Annotated in this window: 17 protein-coding genes and 3 pseudogenes; 14 read left to right on the forward strand and 6 right to left on the reverse strand. The window is 67.0% G+C overall.

The window, feature by feature from the left end; translation table 11 throughout:
• Positions 1–533: 533 nt before the first annotated feature.
• Positions 534–779, forward strand: coding sequence for a hypothetical protein (locus ACZ7L1_RS38650; RefSeq protein ID WP_471444326.1), 246 nt, complete (start codon positions 534–536; stop codon positions 777–779).
• A gap of 530 nt (positions 780–1,309) precedes the next feature.
• Here ACZ7L1_RS38650 and ACZ7L1_RS38655 read toward each other — a convergent pair.
• The gene (locus ACZ7L1_RS38655) at positions 1,310–1,852 is read right to left on the reverse strand and encodes a nuclear transport factor 2 family protein (RefSeq protein ID WP_471444328.1); all 543 of its coding nucleotides are present in this window, start codon (positions 1,850–1,852) and stop codon (positions 1,310–1,312) included.
• 196 nt (positions 1,853–2,048) lie between these two features.
• Between ACZ7L1_RS38655 and ACZ7L1_RS38660 the strand changes: the two are divergent.
• A pseudogene (locus ACZ7L1_RS38660) lies at positions 2,049–2,519 on the forward strand (ATP-binding protein); the annotation flags it as partial.
• Between the two features lie 49 nt (positions 2,520–2,568).
• On the opposite strand, the gene ACZ7L1_RS38665 reads toward ACZ7L1_RS38660, so the two are convergent.
• Complete coding sequence (locus ACZ7L1_RS38665; RefSeq protein WP_471444330.1) at positions 2,569–2,886, reverse strand: hypothetical protein; 318 nt, start codon at positions 2,884–2,886, stop codon at positions 2,569–2,571.
• A gap of 171 nt (positions 2,887–3,057) precedes the next feature.
• On the opposite strand from ACZ7L1_RS38665, the pseudogene ACZ7L1_RS38670 reads away from it, so the two are divergent.
• From ACZ7L1_RS38670 to ACZ7L1_RS38680, 3 genes and pseudogenes are all read left to right on the forward strand, one after another.
• A pseudogene (locus ACZ7L1_RS38670) lies at positions 3,058–3,492 on the forward strand (transposase); the annotation flags it as partial.
• A gap of 84 nt (positions 3,493–3,576) precedes the next feature.
• Entirely contained in the window at positions 3,577–4,029 is a 453-nt protein-coding gene (locus ACZ7L1_RS38675) for a DUF5959 family protein (protein WP_471444332.1), read from the forward strand.
• Between the two features lie 172 nt (positions 4,030–4,201).
• Positions 4,202–4,618 carry a tetratricopeptide repeat protein gene (locus ACZ7L1_RS38680; RefSeq protein ID WP_471444334.1) on the forward strand — a complete coding sequence of 139 codons (417 nt, stop codon included), beginning with the start codon at positions 4,202–4,204 and terminating at the stop codon, positions 4,616–4,618.
• Between the two features lies 1 nt (position 4,619).
• Here ACZ7L1_RS38680 and ACZ7L1_RS38685 read toward each other — a convergent pair.
• Positions 4,620–4,748 (reverse strand): annotated as a pseudogene (locus ACZ7L1_RS38685) (IS5/IS1182 family transposase); the annotation flags it as partial.
• A 15-nt stretch (positions 4,749–4,763) separates the two neighbouring features.
• Between ACZ7L1_RS38685 and ACZ7L1_RS38690 the strand changes: the two are divergent.
• Complete coding sequence (locus tag ACZ7L1_RS38690) at positions 4,764–4,886, forward strand: hypothetical protein (protein ID WP_471444336.1); 123 nt, start codon at positions 4,764–4,766, stop codon at positions 4,884–4,886.
• 7 nt (positions 4,887–4,893) lie between these two features.
• On the opposite strand, the gene ACZ7L1_RS38695 is transcribed toward ACZ7L1_RS38690, so the two are convergent.
• Positions 4,894–5,523 carry a TetR family transcriptional regulator C-terminal domain-containing protein gene (locus ACZ7L1_RS38695; protein ID WP_390741839.1) on the reverse strand — a complete coding sequence of 210 codons (630 nt, stop codon included), beginning with the start codon at positions 5,521–5,523 and terminating at the stop codon, positions 4,894–4,896.
• Positions 5,524–5,572: 49 nt separating this feature from the next.
• Here ACZ7L1_RS38695 and ACZ7L1_RS38700 point away from each other — a divergent pair, with 49 nt between their 5' ends.
• Both ACZ7L1_RS38700 and ACZ7L1_RS38705 read left to right on the forward strand, forming a co-directional pair.
• Positions 5,573–6,022 (forward strand): ester cyclase, encoded by a 450-nt coding sequence (locus ACZ7L1_RS38700; RefSeq protein WP_390741840.1) that lies wholly within the window; start codon positions 5,573–5,575, stop codon positions 6,020–6,022.
• A complete protein-coding gene (locus tag ACZ7L1_RS38705; RefSeq protein WP_465396033.1) occupies positions 6,019–6,513 on the forward strand; it encodes a DUF3237 domain-containing protein in 495 nt (164 codons plus the stop codon). The genes ACZ7L1_RS38700 and ACZ7L1_RS38705 overlap by 4 nt, the downstream gene beginning before the upstream one ends.
• 323 nt (positions 6,514–6,836) lie before the next feature.
• Here the strand turns inward: ACZ7L1_RS38705 and ACZ7L1_RS38710 are convergent, their stop codons facing one another.
• Positions 6,837–7,406, reverse strand: a complete 570-nt coding sequence (locus tag ACZ7L1_RS38710; protein ID WP_471444338.1) for an RICIN domain-containing protein — start codon at positions 7,404–7,406, stop codon at positions 6,837–6,839.
• Between the two features lie 589 nt (positions 7,407–7,995).
• On the opposite strand from ACZ7L1_RS38710, the gene ACZ7L1_RS38715 reads away from it, so the two are divergent.
• From ACZ7L1_RS38715 to ACZ7L1_RS38735, 5 genes are all read left to right on the forward strand, one after another.
• Positions 7,996–8,616: a threonine/serine exporter family protein gene (locus ACZ7L1_RS38715; protein ID WP_471444340.1), complete on the forward strand. Its 621-nt coding sequence runs from the start codon at positions 7,996–7,998 to the stop codon at positions 8,614–8,616.
• 189 nt (positions 8,617–8,805) lie between these two features.
• Complete coding sequence (locus ACZ7L1_RS38720; RefSeq protein ID WP_471444342.1) at positions 8,806–9,447, forward strand: NADPH-dependent F420 reductase; 642 nt, start codon at positions 8,806–8,808, stop codon at positions 9,445–9,447.
• Positions 9,448–9,564: 117 nt separating this feature from the next.
• A complete protein-coding gene (locus ACZ7L1_RS38725; protein ID WP_471444344.1) occupies positions 9,565–10,233 on the forward strand; it encodes a trimeric intracellular cation channel family protein in 669 nt (222 codons plus the stop codon).
• Between the two features lie 477 nt (positions 10,234–10,710).
• Positions 10,711–10,872: a hypothetical protein gene (locus tag ACZ7L1_RS38730; protein WP_471444346.1), complete on the forward strand. Its 162-nt coding sequence runs from the start codon at positions 10,711–10,713 to the stop codon at positions 10,870–10,872.
• A 190-nt stretch (positions 10,873–11,062) separates the two neighbouring features.
• On the forward strand, positions 11,063–11,737 hold the full coding sequence (locus tag ACZ7L1_RS38735; RefSeq protein WP_471444348.1) for an HAD family hydrolase: 675 nt from the start codon (positions 11,063–11,065) through the stop codon (positions 11,735–11,737).
• A gap of 87 nt (positions 11,738–11,824) precedes the next feature.
• Here ACZ7L1_RS38735 and ACZ7L1_RS38740 read toward each other — a convergent pair whose 3' ends face one another.
• Complete coding sequence (locus ACZ7L1_RS38740) at positions 11,825–13,081, reverse strand: amidohydrolase (RefSeq protein WP_471444352.1); 1,257 nt, start codon at positions 13,079–13,081, stop codon at positions 11,825–11,827.
• A 983-nt stretch (positions 13,082–14,064) separates the two neighbouring features.
• Between ACZ7L1_RS38740 and ACZ7L1_RS38745 the strand changes: the two genes are divergently transcribed.
• Positions 14,065–14,658: an ATP-binding protein gene (locus ACZ7L1_RS38745; protein ID WP_471444350.1), complete on the forward strand. Its 594-nt coding sequence runs from the start codon at positions 14,065–14,067 to the stop codon at positions 14,656–14,658.
• The last annotated feature ends 182 nt before the right edge of the window (positions 14,659–14,840 follow it).

Here is a 14,840-nt window from a genome sequence, read left to right on the forward strand (position 1 = left end):
CCAGCAGTTTCCAGACGATCTCGCGAGATCTACCAGCAAGATCAACAGTCACAGGGAGTAGGCACACCACAGAAGTTGGACCAGAACCGAAACTCATCAACATTCCGACCTGCCTCGGGGGCCGGGTGACTCCCAAACCGCCGTCGAAGTGCTGCTTCTTCTCGGGTTCTGGCACAGCTTCCGTGCAGCGGCCACTCTGTGTAGTTGCTGCGGCTGCTCGGCCGTAATTGCCGGACGGTCGTGGTCACGGGTCTCGTCCGGTGCCGAGATGTTGACAGTACGAGCTACGACGGAAGCCGATATCCCGGCCGTATCAGCGATACGAGTGACCGGCTGGCAGACCGCGTACGCAGGGCTCGTGCCCCAGTCCTACCTCGGTGGGCTGACGGTTGAGGCCGATGTTCAGCAGCGTCGTCGGTACTTCGAAAGGTCGAAGGAGGGCACGACCAACCTGGTAGCGGTCGACGCTCATGGACGAGTCGTGGGTTGGGCATGCTTTGGACGCTTTCGCGGTAATGAAGCGAGTATGGAATATGGGTGAGTTCTACGCCCTGTACGTTCAGCCCTCACTCATTGGGGCTGGAATCAGCGACAAGGTCATCGTCATCACCGACCGCCGCGCACTGGACGCCCAGTCGCGCCGTGAGCCCCTGTGGTGGCGGTCCGGACGGATCGTGGCCAAGCACCCGAACGATGCACTGATCGCGAAGATATGCCAGGTGGCGAAGGCGCCGGGTGCGCGGGTGCAGGGCGACGACGGCGAGTACTACGACACCTGACGCGTGTGGCCACGGCGAGATGATCAAGGGTTGTGTGGACTCTTGAAGATCCTGCGGTGGCCGCAGGCCATAGCATAGGCCCTGTCCGATGGCGGGCGTTGTTCAACCAGGCCATGGCTCGGATCGCGGGTCTGTTCGGGCGGGTAAAACCTCGGGCCGCCGCCCGCGGCTATCTGCTCGGGTTGTTGTCGGGGACCGAGCGCAAGAACTGCTGGCGGCTGCCTGAGCATGCGGGCTATGCCCGTCGTCCTGTCCTGCTCCGAGATGATCGGCGCGGACATGACGCGGCTCGGGGCCGTGTTAGAGGAGGTTCGGGTCGGAGGGCAGGGTGTGCGCCTCTTCGAAGTACGGGCGGAACGCGGCTCCCGGGAGGCTTCCGGCTGCTGCAGGAACGATCTGTGACGCGTGGTGATGTGACTGATGCCGATGGGAGTTGATCGAGGCGCATCCACCGTTGGGTGAACGTGGGCCGATCCCTGACCTGCGCAGCTACGATCTACGACCGGTTCCGGGTTCGAGGGGATTGACCTTCACGGGTCGACATCGAGGCGGGGCGACGTCAGCTGGTTGAGGGGGACCCTGCCGTCCAGTACGTCCAACGGTGTGGTGACCACGGGCAGGCGCCGGACGATGTCGTCGTTCAGCAACTGCGTCTGCGCGAGCACCGCGGTTTGATCCCAGTAGATGCGCTCGCTCCGCACATGCGGGCCTCGGAAGTCCACGACGGCGATGACGGGTATACGGACCCGCTGCCCGGTGGGTGCCAATCCAGGCAGAATCCAGGGCACCTCGATGTCGTGGGTGAACGACACGATCATTTCGTCTACGAGGCTGTCGTCTCCCACCGTGCGGGATATCGAACGCACAGTGAAATCGTCCGGGTTCCGTCCAATGAACCAGCGTGCGTAGAAGTCCTTGACGCCGTCGTACCCACTACCGCCCATGGCGGTCGGCACATGGACGACGATGGGGTCGTCGTCCATCGTGGCCATCGTAGCCTCCACGTCCTGCGCCACGAACTCGCCGGCGGTGTGGGCTTCCCAGATACGCTCCATCGTTGCGCGATCAGCCATGCCCGCTCCTGGCAGTAGGCGTCTTGGCTGTGCGGGTGTCTCGGGTCTCGGGATAGCCATACGCCGTTGCCCATGCGCCGCATCCCCTTCTTCTGGACGCGAGGAAGACACCGCAGATTCAGGATAGGCAGGTGGGGGTCCGCGCGCACTCTTTGGCGTTTACCGAGTTCGGATCACGAGTCTGGACGTTCTGCTGAAAAGCCAGCCGCTCTGCCTGATCGGCGACTCTGGCACCGGCAAGTCCCACATGCTCATCGCCCTGGGCACCGAAGCCGCGATGCAGGGCTACCGCGTTCGCCACACGCTCGCCACCAAGCTGGTGAACGAGCTGGTGGAAGCCGCCGACGAGAAGCAGCTGAACAAGACCATCGCCCGCTACGGCCGCGTCGACCTGCTCTGCATCGACGAGCTCGGCTACATGGAACTCGACCGCCGCGGCGCCGAACTGCTCTTCCAGGTCCTCACCGAACGCGAGGAGAAGAACAGCATCGCCATCGCCTCCAACGAGTCCTTCGGCGGCTGGACGAAAACGTTCACCGATCCCCGTCTCTGCGCGGCCATCGTCGACCGCCTGACCTTCAACGGCACCATCATTGCGACGGGCACCGACTCCTACCGCCTCGCCAGCACCCGGGCGCGGGCCGAAGCACCCGCCAAGGCCGGCTGACCGTTGAAGGCTCCAACGTGATGGTCCTCCGCCCTCCTGGCGAGGACCATCAAGCACTGTTCCAGGGAACATCCGGCGTGATCATTTCGTGGATGCAGCGGCGCAGCCCGCTGTCGTAGTAGTCGACCGGGGGAAGCCACGGCACCTGCTGGAACAGCTCGCTGAGTTGGTCGGTGCAAGGGTCGGTGAGGAGGGTGCGGAGTTCGTCGGGGACGGGGTCATCGACCAGGCACAGCCAGGCAAGGGCAGCACCGACGCGCGTCTCGAGCGGCTGGGCAGCGTCCGACCACAGGGCCCGGGCCCACGCGGGAGCGTGTTCGTCCGGGTCTTCGCGGGCAAGTTGAGCGATTGCCAGGATCAGGCTCACCCGGACCGCCGGATCATCTTCCACGGCCAGCCTGCTGTGCAGGGCGGAGGAGATGCGCGGCATCTCGCCGGTCGCCGTCGCCAGGACGAAGGCGGCGGCGGAGCGGACGCGCACGACCTGCGGGTCAGCGCCCGGTCGGTACAGCGTTGGCGCAGGGCCTGGTCCCAGGGCGGACCGAGAGCTCGGCTGTTCTATGCGGTCCGGGAGTACACCGGGCGCAAGGACCAGCCGAAGGGCTTCGGCTGGCGCGATTTCCGTGATCTGATCGTCCGGGCCCGCATCCAGTTGGGTGGCCCGATCGTGCTGATCTGGGACAACGTCCGACTGCATCTGACGAAGCCACTGCGCGAGTTCATCGACGCGAACGCCGAGTGGCTTACCGTCGTTCAGCCGCCCACCTACGCGCCCGACCTCGACCCAACCGAGGGCGTGTGGTCCCTGGTCAAGCGCGACATCGGCAACCTTGCCGCCGCCAGCCTTCGTCAAGTCACCCGCGCGGTCAAGCATCGACTCAAGAGGCTCCAGTACGGGCCAGACGTGATCGACGGCTGTCTTGCCGGCACCGGCTTGGACCCTGGGCACGTGACTCTCCAGTCCTGGGCCTGACTCTTTCGCTCGTCCGGCGATAGGAGACGATGCAGGCCACGCCAGCGCACGAAAGCGAGTAACTCAATGACGGAACCCGCTCCGATGGATCTGATCCACCTCGCCGATCCGGATGGGAACCGCTGTATCGTGCGCGTCACAGGACGGTCCCAGCCGGGCGTGCTGACCGGCCACGACATTCTGCACGCGGACGTGCTCGTCTCCGCAAGTTTCCTCGACGCCCGGCTCGACCTTTACCTCTTCCAGCATGACCTGGACTCCTGGGAGCAGGAGTTGTCCAACCTGGGGCCAGGCCAGACGGTCAGCATCGGCGGAGACCGCGGCCTGAGCCTCGACATCCACGTGCACGAAGACGGCTGGCTGTCGATCCAGGTCAGCGACCCGGACCGCCTTACGACAGCCCTGGGAACCCGACCCCAGGAAGACTGGATCGCCGAGCACCGCGGGCGCCTGGAACAGGTCCGACTGACCTGGCCCCGCGAAGTCATCGAGACCGCACCAGGAGCTTACGAGTGGAGCCCCAATCGCAAGCGGTGACCACCTGATCAGGTTCCCGAGTGGTGGGTGGGGCAGAGGTGGTGCTTTTCCGATCGGGCGCGGTGTGCCACCGTAGGACGGCTTGAGCGGTGATCGCGAGAGGGATACGGGGCTGGCGCGAGCGGTGGAGTTGCGAGAACAGGGCCAGGCTGGGTAGGCCCGGAAACAACTGGTGGAGCTGGCCGAGCGGGATCCCGAGGATGCCGAGATCGCCTACCAGACGGCCTGGGTGCACGATGTCCTCGGCGTGGAGCGCGAAGCCGTCCCCTTCTACGAGCGGGCCCTGGGCGGTGCGGGCCTGTCTCCGGAGGATCGTCACGGAGCTTTCCTCGGGCTGGGGAGCACTCACCGGGTCCTGGGCCGGTACAGATCGGCCGTGCAAACCCTGCAGCACGGGCTTGAGGAGTCCCCGACGATCCTGCGCTACAACGATGGTGAGGGGCCGCGAGGCGGTGCCCCTGCTGCTGAAGACGCTGGCCGCCACCAGCAGCGACCGTCGGGTGCAGGACTCCGGCGGGCGATCGAGCACTACGCCGATGATCTGGACGGCGTGCACCAGACGAACCAGGATCCGCAGGAAGAGAGTTGAGTCACCGGCGGCGCCGTGAGCGGCCGTCCCAGCGGTGAGTGAACCACGCTCGTCGGATCAGGCTGCGGACGGTGATGACGGTGTCGGCGAGGTCGAAGAACGCGTTGATCACAACAGTGCGGCGTTCGTCGCGCACGCCGAAGCGATGATCAAGGTCGCGATGATCCGGCTCATGGCCGCCCGCCTCGCCGGCGAGGAGATCGAACCACGCGGTCCCATCGAGACCGGAGCAGCCCGCCGCCTCGCTGACGACCTCGAGAACGAGTGATCATTTCTCAGCCGGGCGCGGCCAGCGGCGCGAGAAGGCTGTCTACGACACGGCGGACCTTCGCGGTCGCCGTGTCGTCGCCCAGGCGCATCGCGGTGTTCGCGGCGGTGAGCACGGCGTCGATCTGGAACGCTGTGAGGTCGGCATCGAGGCCGGCACTCGTCCCCGCATCATCGACGGCGTGTCGCAGCTCGGCGGCGATGCGGTCGCGCCAGGCTCGTTGCTGGCCAGCCAACATGTCCCGCACCGGGCCTGGCCGGCTGTCGAACTCGGGCAGGTTCGCCGCCCAGAAGCAGCCGCCCGGGAACAGCGGCTGCTCGGCGTAGGCGAGCCAGTGCTCGACCAGGGCGCGCAGCCGCTCGGCGCCCTGGGGGCGGGCCAGCGCGGGGCGGATCACGGCCTCCTCGAAGGCCTCGCGCGCCGCCTCGATCACGGCCAGTTGGAGCTTCTCCTTCGTGGCGAAGAGTGTCTGGACGCTGCTCTTGCCCACGTTCAGGTCCGTCGCGAGCCGACCGAAGCTGAGCCCGTCGAGCCCCTCCAACGACGCCGTGTCGACGGCGTGCCGCACGATCGTCCGTCGCGACCGCAGACCTCGAAGCAGGCGCCCGTCCTGCACATCCTCGCTCACCGTCCTCATTGTGCCACCCCCCTTGCGAAATACATGCGTACGACCGTACGTTTTCTGTGTGAACACCCATCAGATGTTCGAGCTCGCCCAGGCACTGGCGCACGCCAAGAGCCGTCAGGACCTGCCCGCGGCGCTCCGGCTCCTGCACCAGGACGTACTGCTGGAGTCGCCACCCTTCGGCACCAAGGCCCGCGGCCTGCCCGACAATGAGAAGGCGCTGGCACGCTTCTTCGCGTCCTTCCCCGACTACGAGGTCACCCTCGACGGGCACGCCGGCAACGACGACACCCTGGCCTGCTGGGGAACGGCACGCATGACCATGACCGGTGACCGGTTCGGCGCGACGCCCAACGGCAGGCGCGCCGAACTGCCGGTGTTCCTCCAGTTCACCTTCGCTGACGGCCTGATCGCCGGCGAGCGGTTCTTCCTCGACCTCGCGGAGCTGTGTGCCCAGTCGGGCGTCTCCACCGACCAGGTCCGGCACACCCTGCTGGGAGGCAGCGCATGACCCCCGACCCCCGCACGAAGTCCTTGGGCGAGATCACCACGCGCCACCTGTTCGACCTCGTCATCGACCTGAGCCCCCGACTGGACTTCGGCACCGGCCCGCTCGGCCGCAGAACCCTCTTCGGCGACACGGGAGGCACCTTCCACGGACCGCGCCTGCACGGCGACGTGCTCCCTATCGGCGGCGACTGGGCACTGTTCCGCCCCGACGGGACGATGTCACTGGACGTGCGCCTCACCCTGCGCACCCACGACGGCGCCCTGGTGTACATGACCTACGGCGGCCGCTGGGTCACCCCGCCCGAATTGCGGGCCGACATCGCCGATCCGGCCAAGAGGTACGACATCGACCCGGCCCGGTACTACTTCCGCACCAACCCGCTTTTCGAGACCGGATCGCAGGAGTACGCATGGCTGAACGACATCGTCTGCGTCGGAGCGGGTTACCTCATCGAAGGCGGGATCGCCTACAAGGTCGCCCAGGTCGAATGAGCGCCGAAGGCCGAAGGACTGTCAGGACGATCCGCTTCGGTTCGGTTGAGACGGGACAGCTGTCGCGCCTAAATGGTCTGGTGGGTGGGGCATAGGTGGTGCTTTTCCGATCGGGCGCGGTGTGCCACCGTAGTCACCCTCGCCGCAGCCCAGCACGCCATCGCCAGCGACTGGACCACCGCCCTGGCCAAACTGGGCCTGAACTGACCAGCCGGGCTGGCGCCGACAGCACTGCGGCCGTCGGCGCTCGCCCAAGTGTGTCGGCAGGGCTGCCCTGAAGAGACTGCATGCGTGCCGAGGTATGGCACCGTTGGTCTTCGTGTCTACGGCAAGTCGAAAACCCACTCGTACTTAGGGTTGCCCGAGTCCAGCTGATCGACAACAACGTCAGTGCCCGATGTGAAGTCGCCATCTTTGGCGGTGACGGCAACCTTGGGGTCGTAAGGCATCAGCTGCTCATGGTTGGAGGCCCAGAGTTGGCCGATGTTGCTGGGCGGTTCGCGCCTTTTGTCTTGATCGAGAACCGTTCCCGGTGCGATGGCTCCACCGTTTTCGTGCCCGGGCACTTGAAGGACGAGCCCACTCTTCTTGTTGACAAGGAAGCCCTCGTCATATTTCCACAGTTGGTCATCGTTGTCGCTGGGCTTCCTGTCCTGGACGACGACCCGGCTGCCGGGCGCGGTGCTTCCGTCTTTGGCGTCGAGCACCTTGCCGCTGTACACGTTCCGGACGAAGAAATAGCCCTCCGGAAAACCGTCCTGCCGCAGGGTGGGCCCGAAGTGGCCGGACGGCTCGGCCGCCGAGGCGGTCCCTGACAGCGGCATCACCGCCCCCAACAGCGCCGTAGCCACTACTGCGACGCTCCGCCGCCCTACGGCCAAGGAAACGTGCATGTCTCCTCCTTCTCGGGAACTTCCCGCACGCCCTTATCACTTTGGGTGCTGGGCGAAGCAATAGGCCGCCAGGAAGGTGAATTCACTCGATCGGGCCAGAAATCGCTGGTCCACGAAGAGGGGTGGGTCCACCGGCCGACATTGCCGATGCCTCTCCGCCCTGGGTTCCGAGCGGGGGCCGCCGGTCAGCAGGTGCTCCCGCAGGACTTCGAGCAGCGCCTGGAGCCGCAGGACTCCAGGGAGTGTCAAGGGTCTCCGCCAGGGCTGCAATCCGGGCGTCCGCGGCTGTTACAAGATCAACCGCATCCGCCATGCGCAAATCCCCCCGGGCCGGGAGGCGACTGCCCCTTCGCCGTGTTCGAACACGTGTAGCGCGTGGGTGGGTGGCTCCGGGTGGCGAACCCTGGCGAACACATGAACAGTAAACGTGATCGCCACCACGGCCGTGCTGGGCGCGCTCGCCGCGGCTCTCGTGGTCACGGAGACCGCGTGCCCCGGCTGCACTGGATCCTTCCGCTGATGGTGTCGACGGTGGTCTCCATCGCCACGATCGAGCTGTTCGCCGACAACCCTGCAGCACGGTGGTCCCGTGCTGCTGATGCTCCCTGCGTTGTTCTACTTCGTCCCCGGGGACTACTCGAGTGCGGCGACCGCCGAGCTGGCGGCCGGTCTGATCACCACTGGTGCGATCCGGCTCGTGTACTCCGCCTTTCTCCTGGTCCAGCTGTATGTCGGTGTGCTGTTCGGTGTCTTCTTCACCGGCGCCTCCCCTCACGCCCTCTTCGATGTCGCCGCCCACTCCGACCTGCCCCAGTGGGCGCTGTTCGTGGCCTGGATCGTCTTCGTGGCGGGCACGCTGCTCGCTTTCGCGATCCCCCTGCGCTTTTTCCGGCTGCTGCTCCTCCTTGTCTACGTCACCGTTGGTGTGCAGTCGGCGTTCACGAAGCTCGTCGGGGAGACGGGTGGCACGTTCGTCGCCGCAGTGGTCCTCGCTGCCGCGGCTACGCTGATCGCGCGCGGGCCACGTCGCTCGCCCCGGCTGCTCCTGATGCTGCCCGACTTCTTCACGCTCACCGTCGGCTCGCTCGGCATGCGCGGCCTGACCACTCTGGCCGGCGGCTATGTCGGGTTTCCAGGACCTGCTGAAACTGGTCACGATCGTCACCGCCCTCGCCATTGGCCTGGTGGTCGGCGCAGCGCTCACCCATAGGGACGGCGACACGTAGGCGAGACGGCCCACGACCCGCGCACCGGCAGTCCTTCATCGAACCGGGCTACACGGCCGCTTCTGTCGGACGGGCCTGGCCTGCGGCGTCAGCCGGAAGAGGGCCGGTCGGTGGCAGTGTCCGTCGGGGGGTGTGAGGGTGGAAGGCATGTGACGTCCATCGAGGAGCCACGCATGATCGTCACCATCGTCGGTGCCGGGAACATGGCCCGCGGTATCGGTACTCGGGCATTGGCAGGCGGGCACTCCGTCCGTCTGCACGATCGCAAGCCGGCCAAGGCAGAAGACCTGGCCACCGCGTTGGGCCAGGCGATCCCCGGAGCGGATGTCACCGCGGTGGAAGCCGATGATACGGCTGATTCCGACATCCTGGTGCTCGCCGTGCCTTATCCGGCCGGACGCGACATTGCCGCAGCATGGCACAGCGCCCTGGCAGGAAGGATCGTCGTCGACATCTCCAACCCGGTGGATTTCACCACCTTCGAATCACTCGTCGTACCTCCCGGCACCTCAGCTGCCGAACAGATCGCCGCCGCCGCGCCGGAAAGCCGGGTGGTCAAAGCCTTCAACACCACCTTCGCCGGGCCGCTCACCGCAGGCCAGGTGGCCGGCCGGCCACTGGACGTCTTCATCGCCGCAGACGATGACACGGCAAAACAGGCCGTAACGGACCTGGTCTCCTCCGCAGGGCTGCGCCCCCTGGACGTGGGACCGCTGCGCCGGGCACGCGAGCTGGAAGCCTTCCAGTTCCTGCACATGGCCTCACAGGAACGGCTTGGCCTGAACTGGTCTAGCGCCATCGCGATCCTGCCGTGACAGCCGGCCGATCCCCGCAACCAGAAGTCTGCCAGGACCCCGAACGCATTCGCGTCTACTCGGCAGACGGGTCCCCACTGGGGCTCCTTCGACGGTGGGGAAGGAAGGTGCTGATGCGTGGCCGGCTCATTGTCCCCGCAGAACGTGGCCGAGGTGACCCGGGCGCTGGACCTGAGCGGGGTGTTCGTCAACGGCATGCTCGGCGGCGTGCTGGCACGGGACCGCCGTCTGGACCTGTTCGGCTTCCTGGCCGTCGGCATCGTCTCGGGCTTGGGCGGCGGGATCGTCCGCGACACCCTGTTGCAGCACGGCACCCCTGTGGCTCTGACCGACTACACCTATATCGCCGTAGCCGCCGCCGGCACCATGCTGGCCTTCGTGGCCGATCTGAGCCGCCACACCACAGGCCTGCCCTTCAACCTGCTCGACGCCCTGGCGCTCAGTGTCTGGGCGGTCGCCGGGGCGCAGAAGACCCTCGCTGTTGGTCTGGGCTGGCTGCCGGCCGTGCTGCTGGGCACGATCACAGCAGTCGGCGGTGGTGCCATCCGGGACATCATGCTGAACCGCACCCCCGCCATCTTCGGCGGCAACCGCTTGTACGCGACCGTCGCCGTGCTGGTGAGCGGGGTCATGGTCCTCTGCCGCCGGCTCGGCGCCCCCACCGTCGGCATCCTGGCCGGCATCGTCATCGGCGTTTCACTACGGCTGGCCGCGCTCACCTGGGACTGGAGACTCCCACGCAGCCCCGACTGGAGACCGGGAACATCGCAGGATCAGGATTCCTGACTCACCAGTCAGTCCGACCCCGCGGAGGAAAAACGCAGGTGATCGCTCACTGAGGAAGAGGAGCACGCATGGCTCTCAAGGAATCCGCACATGCGGTGCTGGCAGGACTCGGAGGTAGCCGGTCCGAACTGAAAGAGCTCTACCAGGGCCTGCATGACGGGATCACCAGCGACACCGGACCGCGACCCGGGTGGCGGTGCATCTGAAGAACTGCGGCCACCAGGTGCATGAGGGGATCGGCGGTGTCGGCGTAGGTGGCGTGCTGTCCAATGGCGCCGGTCCCATGCCCTGCCGGTCCGCAGGGTGACCAGTCGGCGGTGTTCCGTTCGGTCGCCCCGGGCCCGACCACCCAGCGCCTGCGGACCTCGACAATCCGCTCTCCCCGGAGCAGATTCCGTCCTGGGACCGATCCTGCATCCCCGTGTCTTCTGCGCCGGCGCTGCCGCGACTGCGGCGTTCGGGCCTGGCGGCCGCGTGGTGTCCCGGACCGTCACCGTCCGTGGCTGTACAGGGCGCGTCATCGCCCGTCACCGCCGCTACCGCATTCTGCAGAACCAGCGGGGCATCCTGCTCGCCACCGTGCTCAGCTCCCGAACCAACGCGGTGATCTGCCTTCTCCCGTACCACCCCGACCTGTGACCGGACAACGACGGCTGACTTACCCCCGATGGCCGGCCGACTCCGCCGCGTCACCTTACGGGCCGGAGCCGAGTCGCCACCGCGCTGAACAGGGGGCACTCTGGTGGCAGCACAATCCGCAGCAACGTTCCCGATATCGCGTTGGCCGCGACGGCTCCCACCCATCGCCCCTGATCACAGGAGAACAGATATGGCAGCACCGATCGCCGTGCTGTTCGACATCGACGAAACCCTCGTTCACACCGGGGGAGCTGGAGCACGCAGCTGGGCGTGGGCCTTCGACCAACTGCACGGAGTCGCCGCCGACATCGGAAAGCACACATCGGCCGGCGAGACCGATCCCGAGGTTGGCTGGAAGACCTTCCGAGCCGTGCTCGGCCGCGATCCGAACCACGACGAGATGGCCCGCCTGTACGCCGCCTACCTGTGGCACCTGTCGGATGACATCCGGACCTCAGTGCACTACCGAGTCCTGGATGGGGTCGAGGAGACACTGACGCAAATCGCGAACGCCGGGATCATCCTGGGGGTCCTGTCCGGAGCCATGGAAGGCGCCGCGCGGACGAAACTCGAGCCCGCGAACCTGGGCCGCTACTTCGTCTTCGGAGCCTACGGCTCGGACTCTCCCGACCGGACGGAAGTGACCCGCCTGGCCATCGCCAAGGCCGCCCGGCTGCACGGAAGGGACTTGGCGGTCCAGGACGTGTACGTCGTAGGCGATACACCGCTCGACGTACAGGCTGCGCACGCTGCTAACGCCACCGCTGTCGCCGTGGCCAGCGGCCACTACACCGCTCAAGCGCTGAAGGCCGTGGCACCCGATCACGTCCTGGAATCCCTGCTGGAGCCCTTCCCCGGCCTATGACGGGACTCCAGCAGCCGGTCACCCTGCCGCCGTGTCTAACCTCGCTGGCGCTGTGCGGTTCGCTGGCTCCCGCGATCGCACAGGTTGTTACGCCGGGTGTGCGGCCGGGCCGAGCCACGCGAGGGCCGCAGCCGTCAGCGCCGTGACGCCGTTGGTGAGGGTGGGCTCCATGACGGGCGCGAAGAACGGCGAGTGGTTTTGCGGAATGTCCCGGTTCCTGGTGCCTGCGGCATCAGCTTTGGCAAAGGCGTCGGGGTCTGTGCCGCCGAGCAGCCAGTAACAGACCGGGACGTTCGCGCTGGTGCCGAAGACGCCGACGTCCTCACTGCCGGAGGAGGCGCCGGGGTCGTTCAACTTGTCGTGGCCGACCACGTCACCGATGGCGGCCAGGGCGCGGGCACACGCGGCCTCGTCGTTGAACATCAACGGGAAGGTGTGCATTGTGTCGATCTCGGGCTCCCGTTGCGCCCCGGCGACCGCCGCCTCACCGCGTACGATCCGCTCGACCGCGTTCAGGACGGTCGCGCGGACCTGCGGGGTGTAGGTGCGGATGTTGAGCTGGAGTTCGGCCTCGTCCGGGATGATGTTGTCCTTCGTCCCGGCCTGCAGAGCGCCGACGGTGACCACAGCCCGGTCTTTGGAGGCGATCTCGCGGGAGACCACGGTCTGCAGCCGCATCACGGTGGAGGCCGCCATCACCACCGGGTCGATCGCCGCTTCTGGCATCGACCCGTGTGCCCCGCGCCCGAACATGCGCACTTCGAGCGCGTCGGTGGCGGCGAAGGCGAGCCCCGGGTGGCAGGCGATCGTGCCGACCGGGATCGACATCACGTGCTGCCCGAGGACGACGTCGGGGGTGCCGAAGCGGGCATACAGGCCGTCGTCGATCATGGCCTGGGCGCCCTGGCCGAGCTCTTCGGCGGGCTGGAACACGGCCAGAACAGTGCCCGACCACAACTGTTCGGGTACGCCGGCGAGGAGCGCCATGGCGCCGAGCAGGCAGGTGACGTGCACGTCGTGGCCGCAGGCGTGCATCACTCCCTCGTTCGTCGAGGCGTAGGGCAGTCCGGTCCGCTCGGTGACGGGCAGCGCGTCGAAGTCGGCACGCAACAGCACGGTCGGGCCTTCGCCTTTCACCAGCTTGGCCACGACGCCGGTCCGCCCCACGCCCTCGGTGACCTCGTAACCCAGCTCCCTTGCGTTGCGGGAGACTTCGGCGGCCGTGCGGTGCTCCTCGAAGGACAGTTCTGGGTGGGCGTGCAGGTCCTGGTAGAGCGCTTCGAGGTCCTGGATCAGGGTGGCATCCAGGCCCGCCAGAACTTGCTCAGTGGCGGATGTAGTCATCATGAGGGCCCTTCATAACCCTTTCTGCTACGGCGATGTGATGTTGCGAGGCGGCGGGGCGCATCGGTTCCCTCGGCTCTGCGGGCACAGCGCCGAGGGTCGGGAGTCGCCGTCGCCTGAGCTGGCGGCCGATGATCGGGTGGGCATCGACGAAGGTGAGGAAGACGAGATCGCTGCGATATCTGCCGGAACTGTGAGCGCCTGACCCGGTGGATCGCGAGCGCCGCGGCAAAGAGGGCATCGAGCAAGAGAACGGCGACGGAGAAGGCGGCTGTCAGGAGACCCCGGGGCAGAGAGGCACGTCCCGCAGGCTGGCTGGTCACCGGGGCGCCTTTCGGGTGCCATGGCGCCGGCAAACTGGCTGCGTGCCACATACAGGACCGTGCAGCTGACTGGTGCCTGAGACCACACACAGTGTGTATGTTGTGTGCTCCATCTGACGCGTGTGTGCTCTTTTTGCACGCAGTGCTCGACCAGCTCCCTGTGGAGCGAAGGATCCGCCACGGCACGACGGCCGCCTCCGTCCATGCCCGTCGCTACTTGCCTTCACTAATACGGTCGCAGCCGTCGGCGTCCGCCGCACCTGGAGGCCATCCCCGACGACCTGGTGTAGGGGCCGCGCGCCTGAAACGCCGCTGGCTGGAGTCAAGGAGAAGGAGCGGGCGGGATGAGCGGCGGCCGCGGCCGGGGATCGGCGCAGCGCTCAGCCGGTTGCGCTTTAGCGCAGCCCACGTCAAAGGCCGGCCTCAGGAGCCGGGGTCTGCGCTCGGCGCTTGCGGCCAGGGCCCAGGGACTGCCATCCGGATGTGCGGCTGACGGCTCTGCGCCGTCCGGCGAGCACCGTCCCACCAGCAGGTACACCGCCCCAGGACGGCGACAATGTGAGCAGGCCGACAGTGTGCGCGTTCGCCAGCCGGGGTACACGCCGGGCAAAACGCCGCTCAGCAAAAGAAGCGGCCGAAAAACAATAGAAAGAGCCCCGCATGGTCATCCCGCTTAGGAAGCAGGCGGCACAGGCGCAGGGCACGGGTGAGCAGGCCACGCCGCACTACATCGCGGCCTGGGCCAGCGGCGCCGCCCGTGCCGTGGACGCGCGCCAGGCCCTGCGCGCCTTTCTCGCCCACGCCCCGCATTCCGGCCGTCCCCACGTGCCCGAACACGTCGTCCTGGACGCCGAGCTCGCCGTCAGTGAACTCGTGACGAACGCCATCCGGCACGCCCCCGGACCCTGCGGCCTGATCCTGCAGCTCACCGGCGAGGAGCTGTCGATCACCGTGTGGGACACCTCTACCGAGCAACCGGTTTTCAGGAGGCCTGACCGGAACCGGGCCGGCGGCCGCGGACTGCACCTGGTGCGCGCGGCCAGCAACAGTCTGGCCGTCACACCCCGCGCCCAGGGAAAGCAGATCACCGCCCGTCTGCGCCTCACAGCGAACCACAGCACCAGCGTCATCACCAGGACCGTTCTGTCTTCCCTCCCTCTCGCGCAGAACACCGCAGACACCATGAGCGAACCACAAGCTCATCCCGCGCGGGACGGGCATGCTGCCAGCCCCCACGGACAACCAGCCGGCTGACAACAACGATCACCGCCACCACCAGCGCCGCCAGTGCGCCCACGGCACGCGGCGGGCCGGCCCCAACCGCGCCAAGTGGTGGCCCTGCTAGTAGGACTCCGTTACGTCTGTCTGCGTGCCGTGTTCAGGGGCATGAGGACTGTGTGGACGCACATGAAGTCAATCGTGTTCGGGCGACGTTG

It is taken from the genome of Streptomyces sp. NPDC107546, assembly GCF_055639175.1.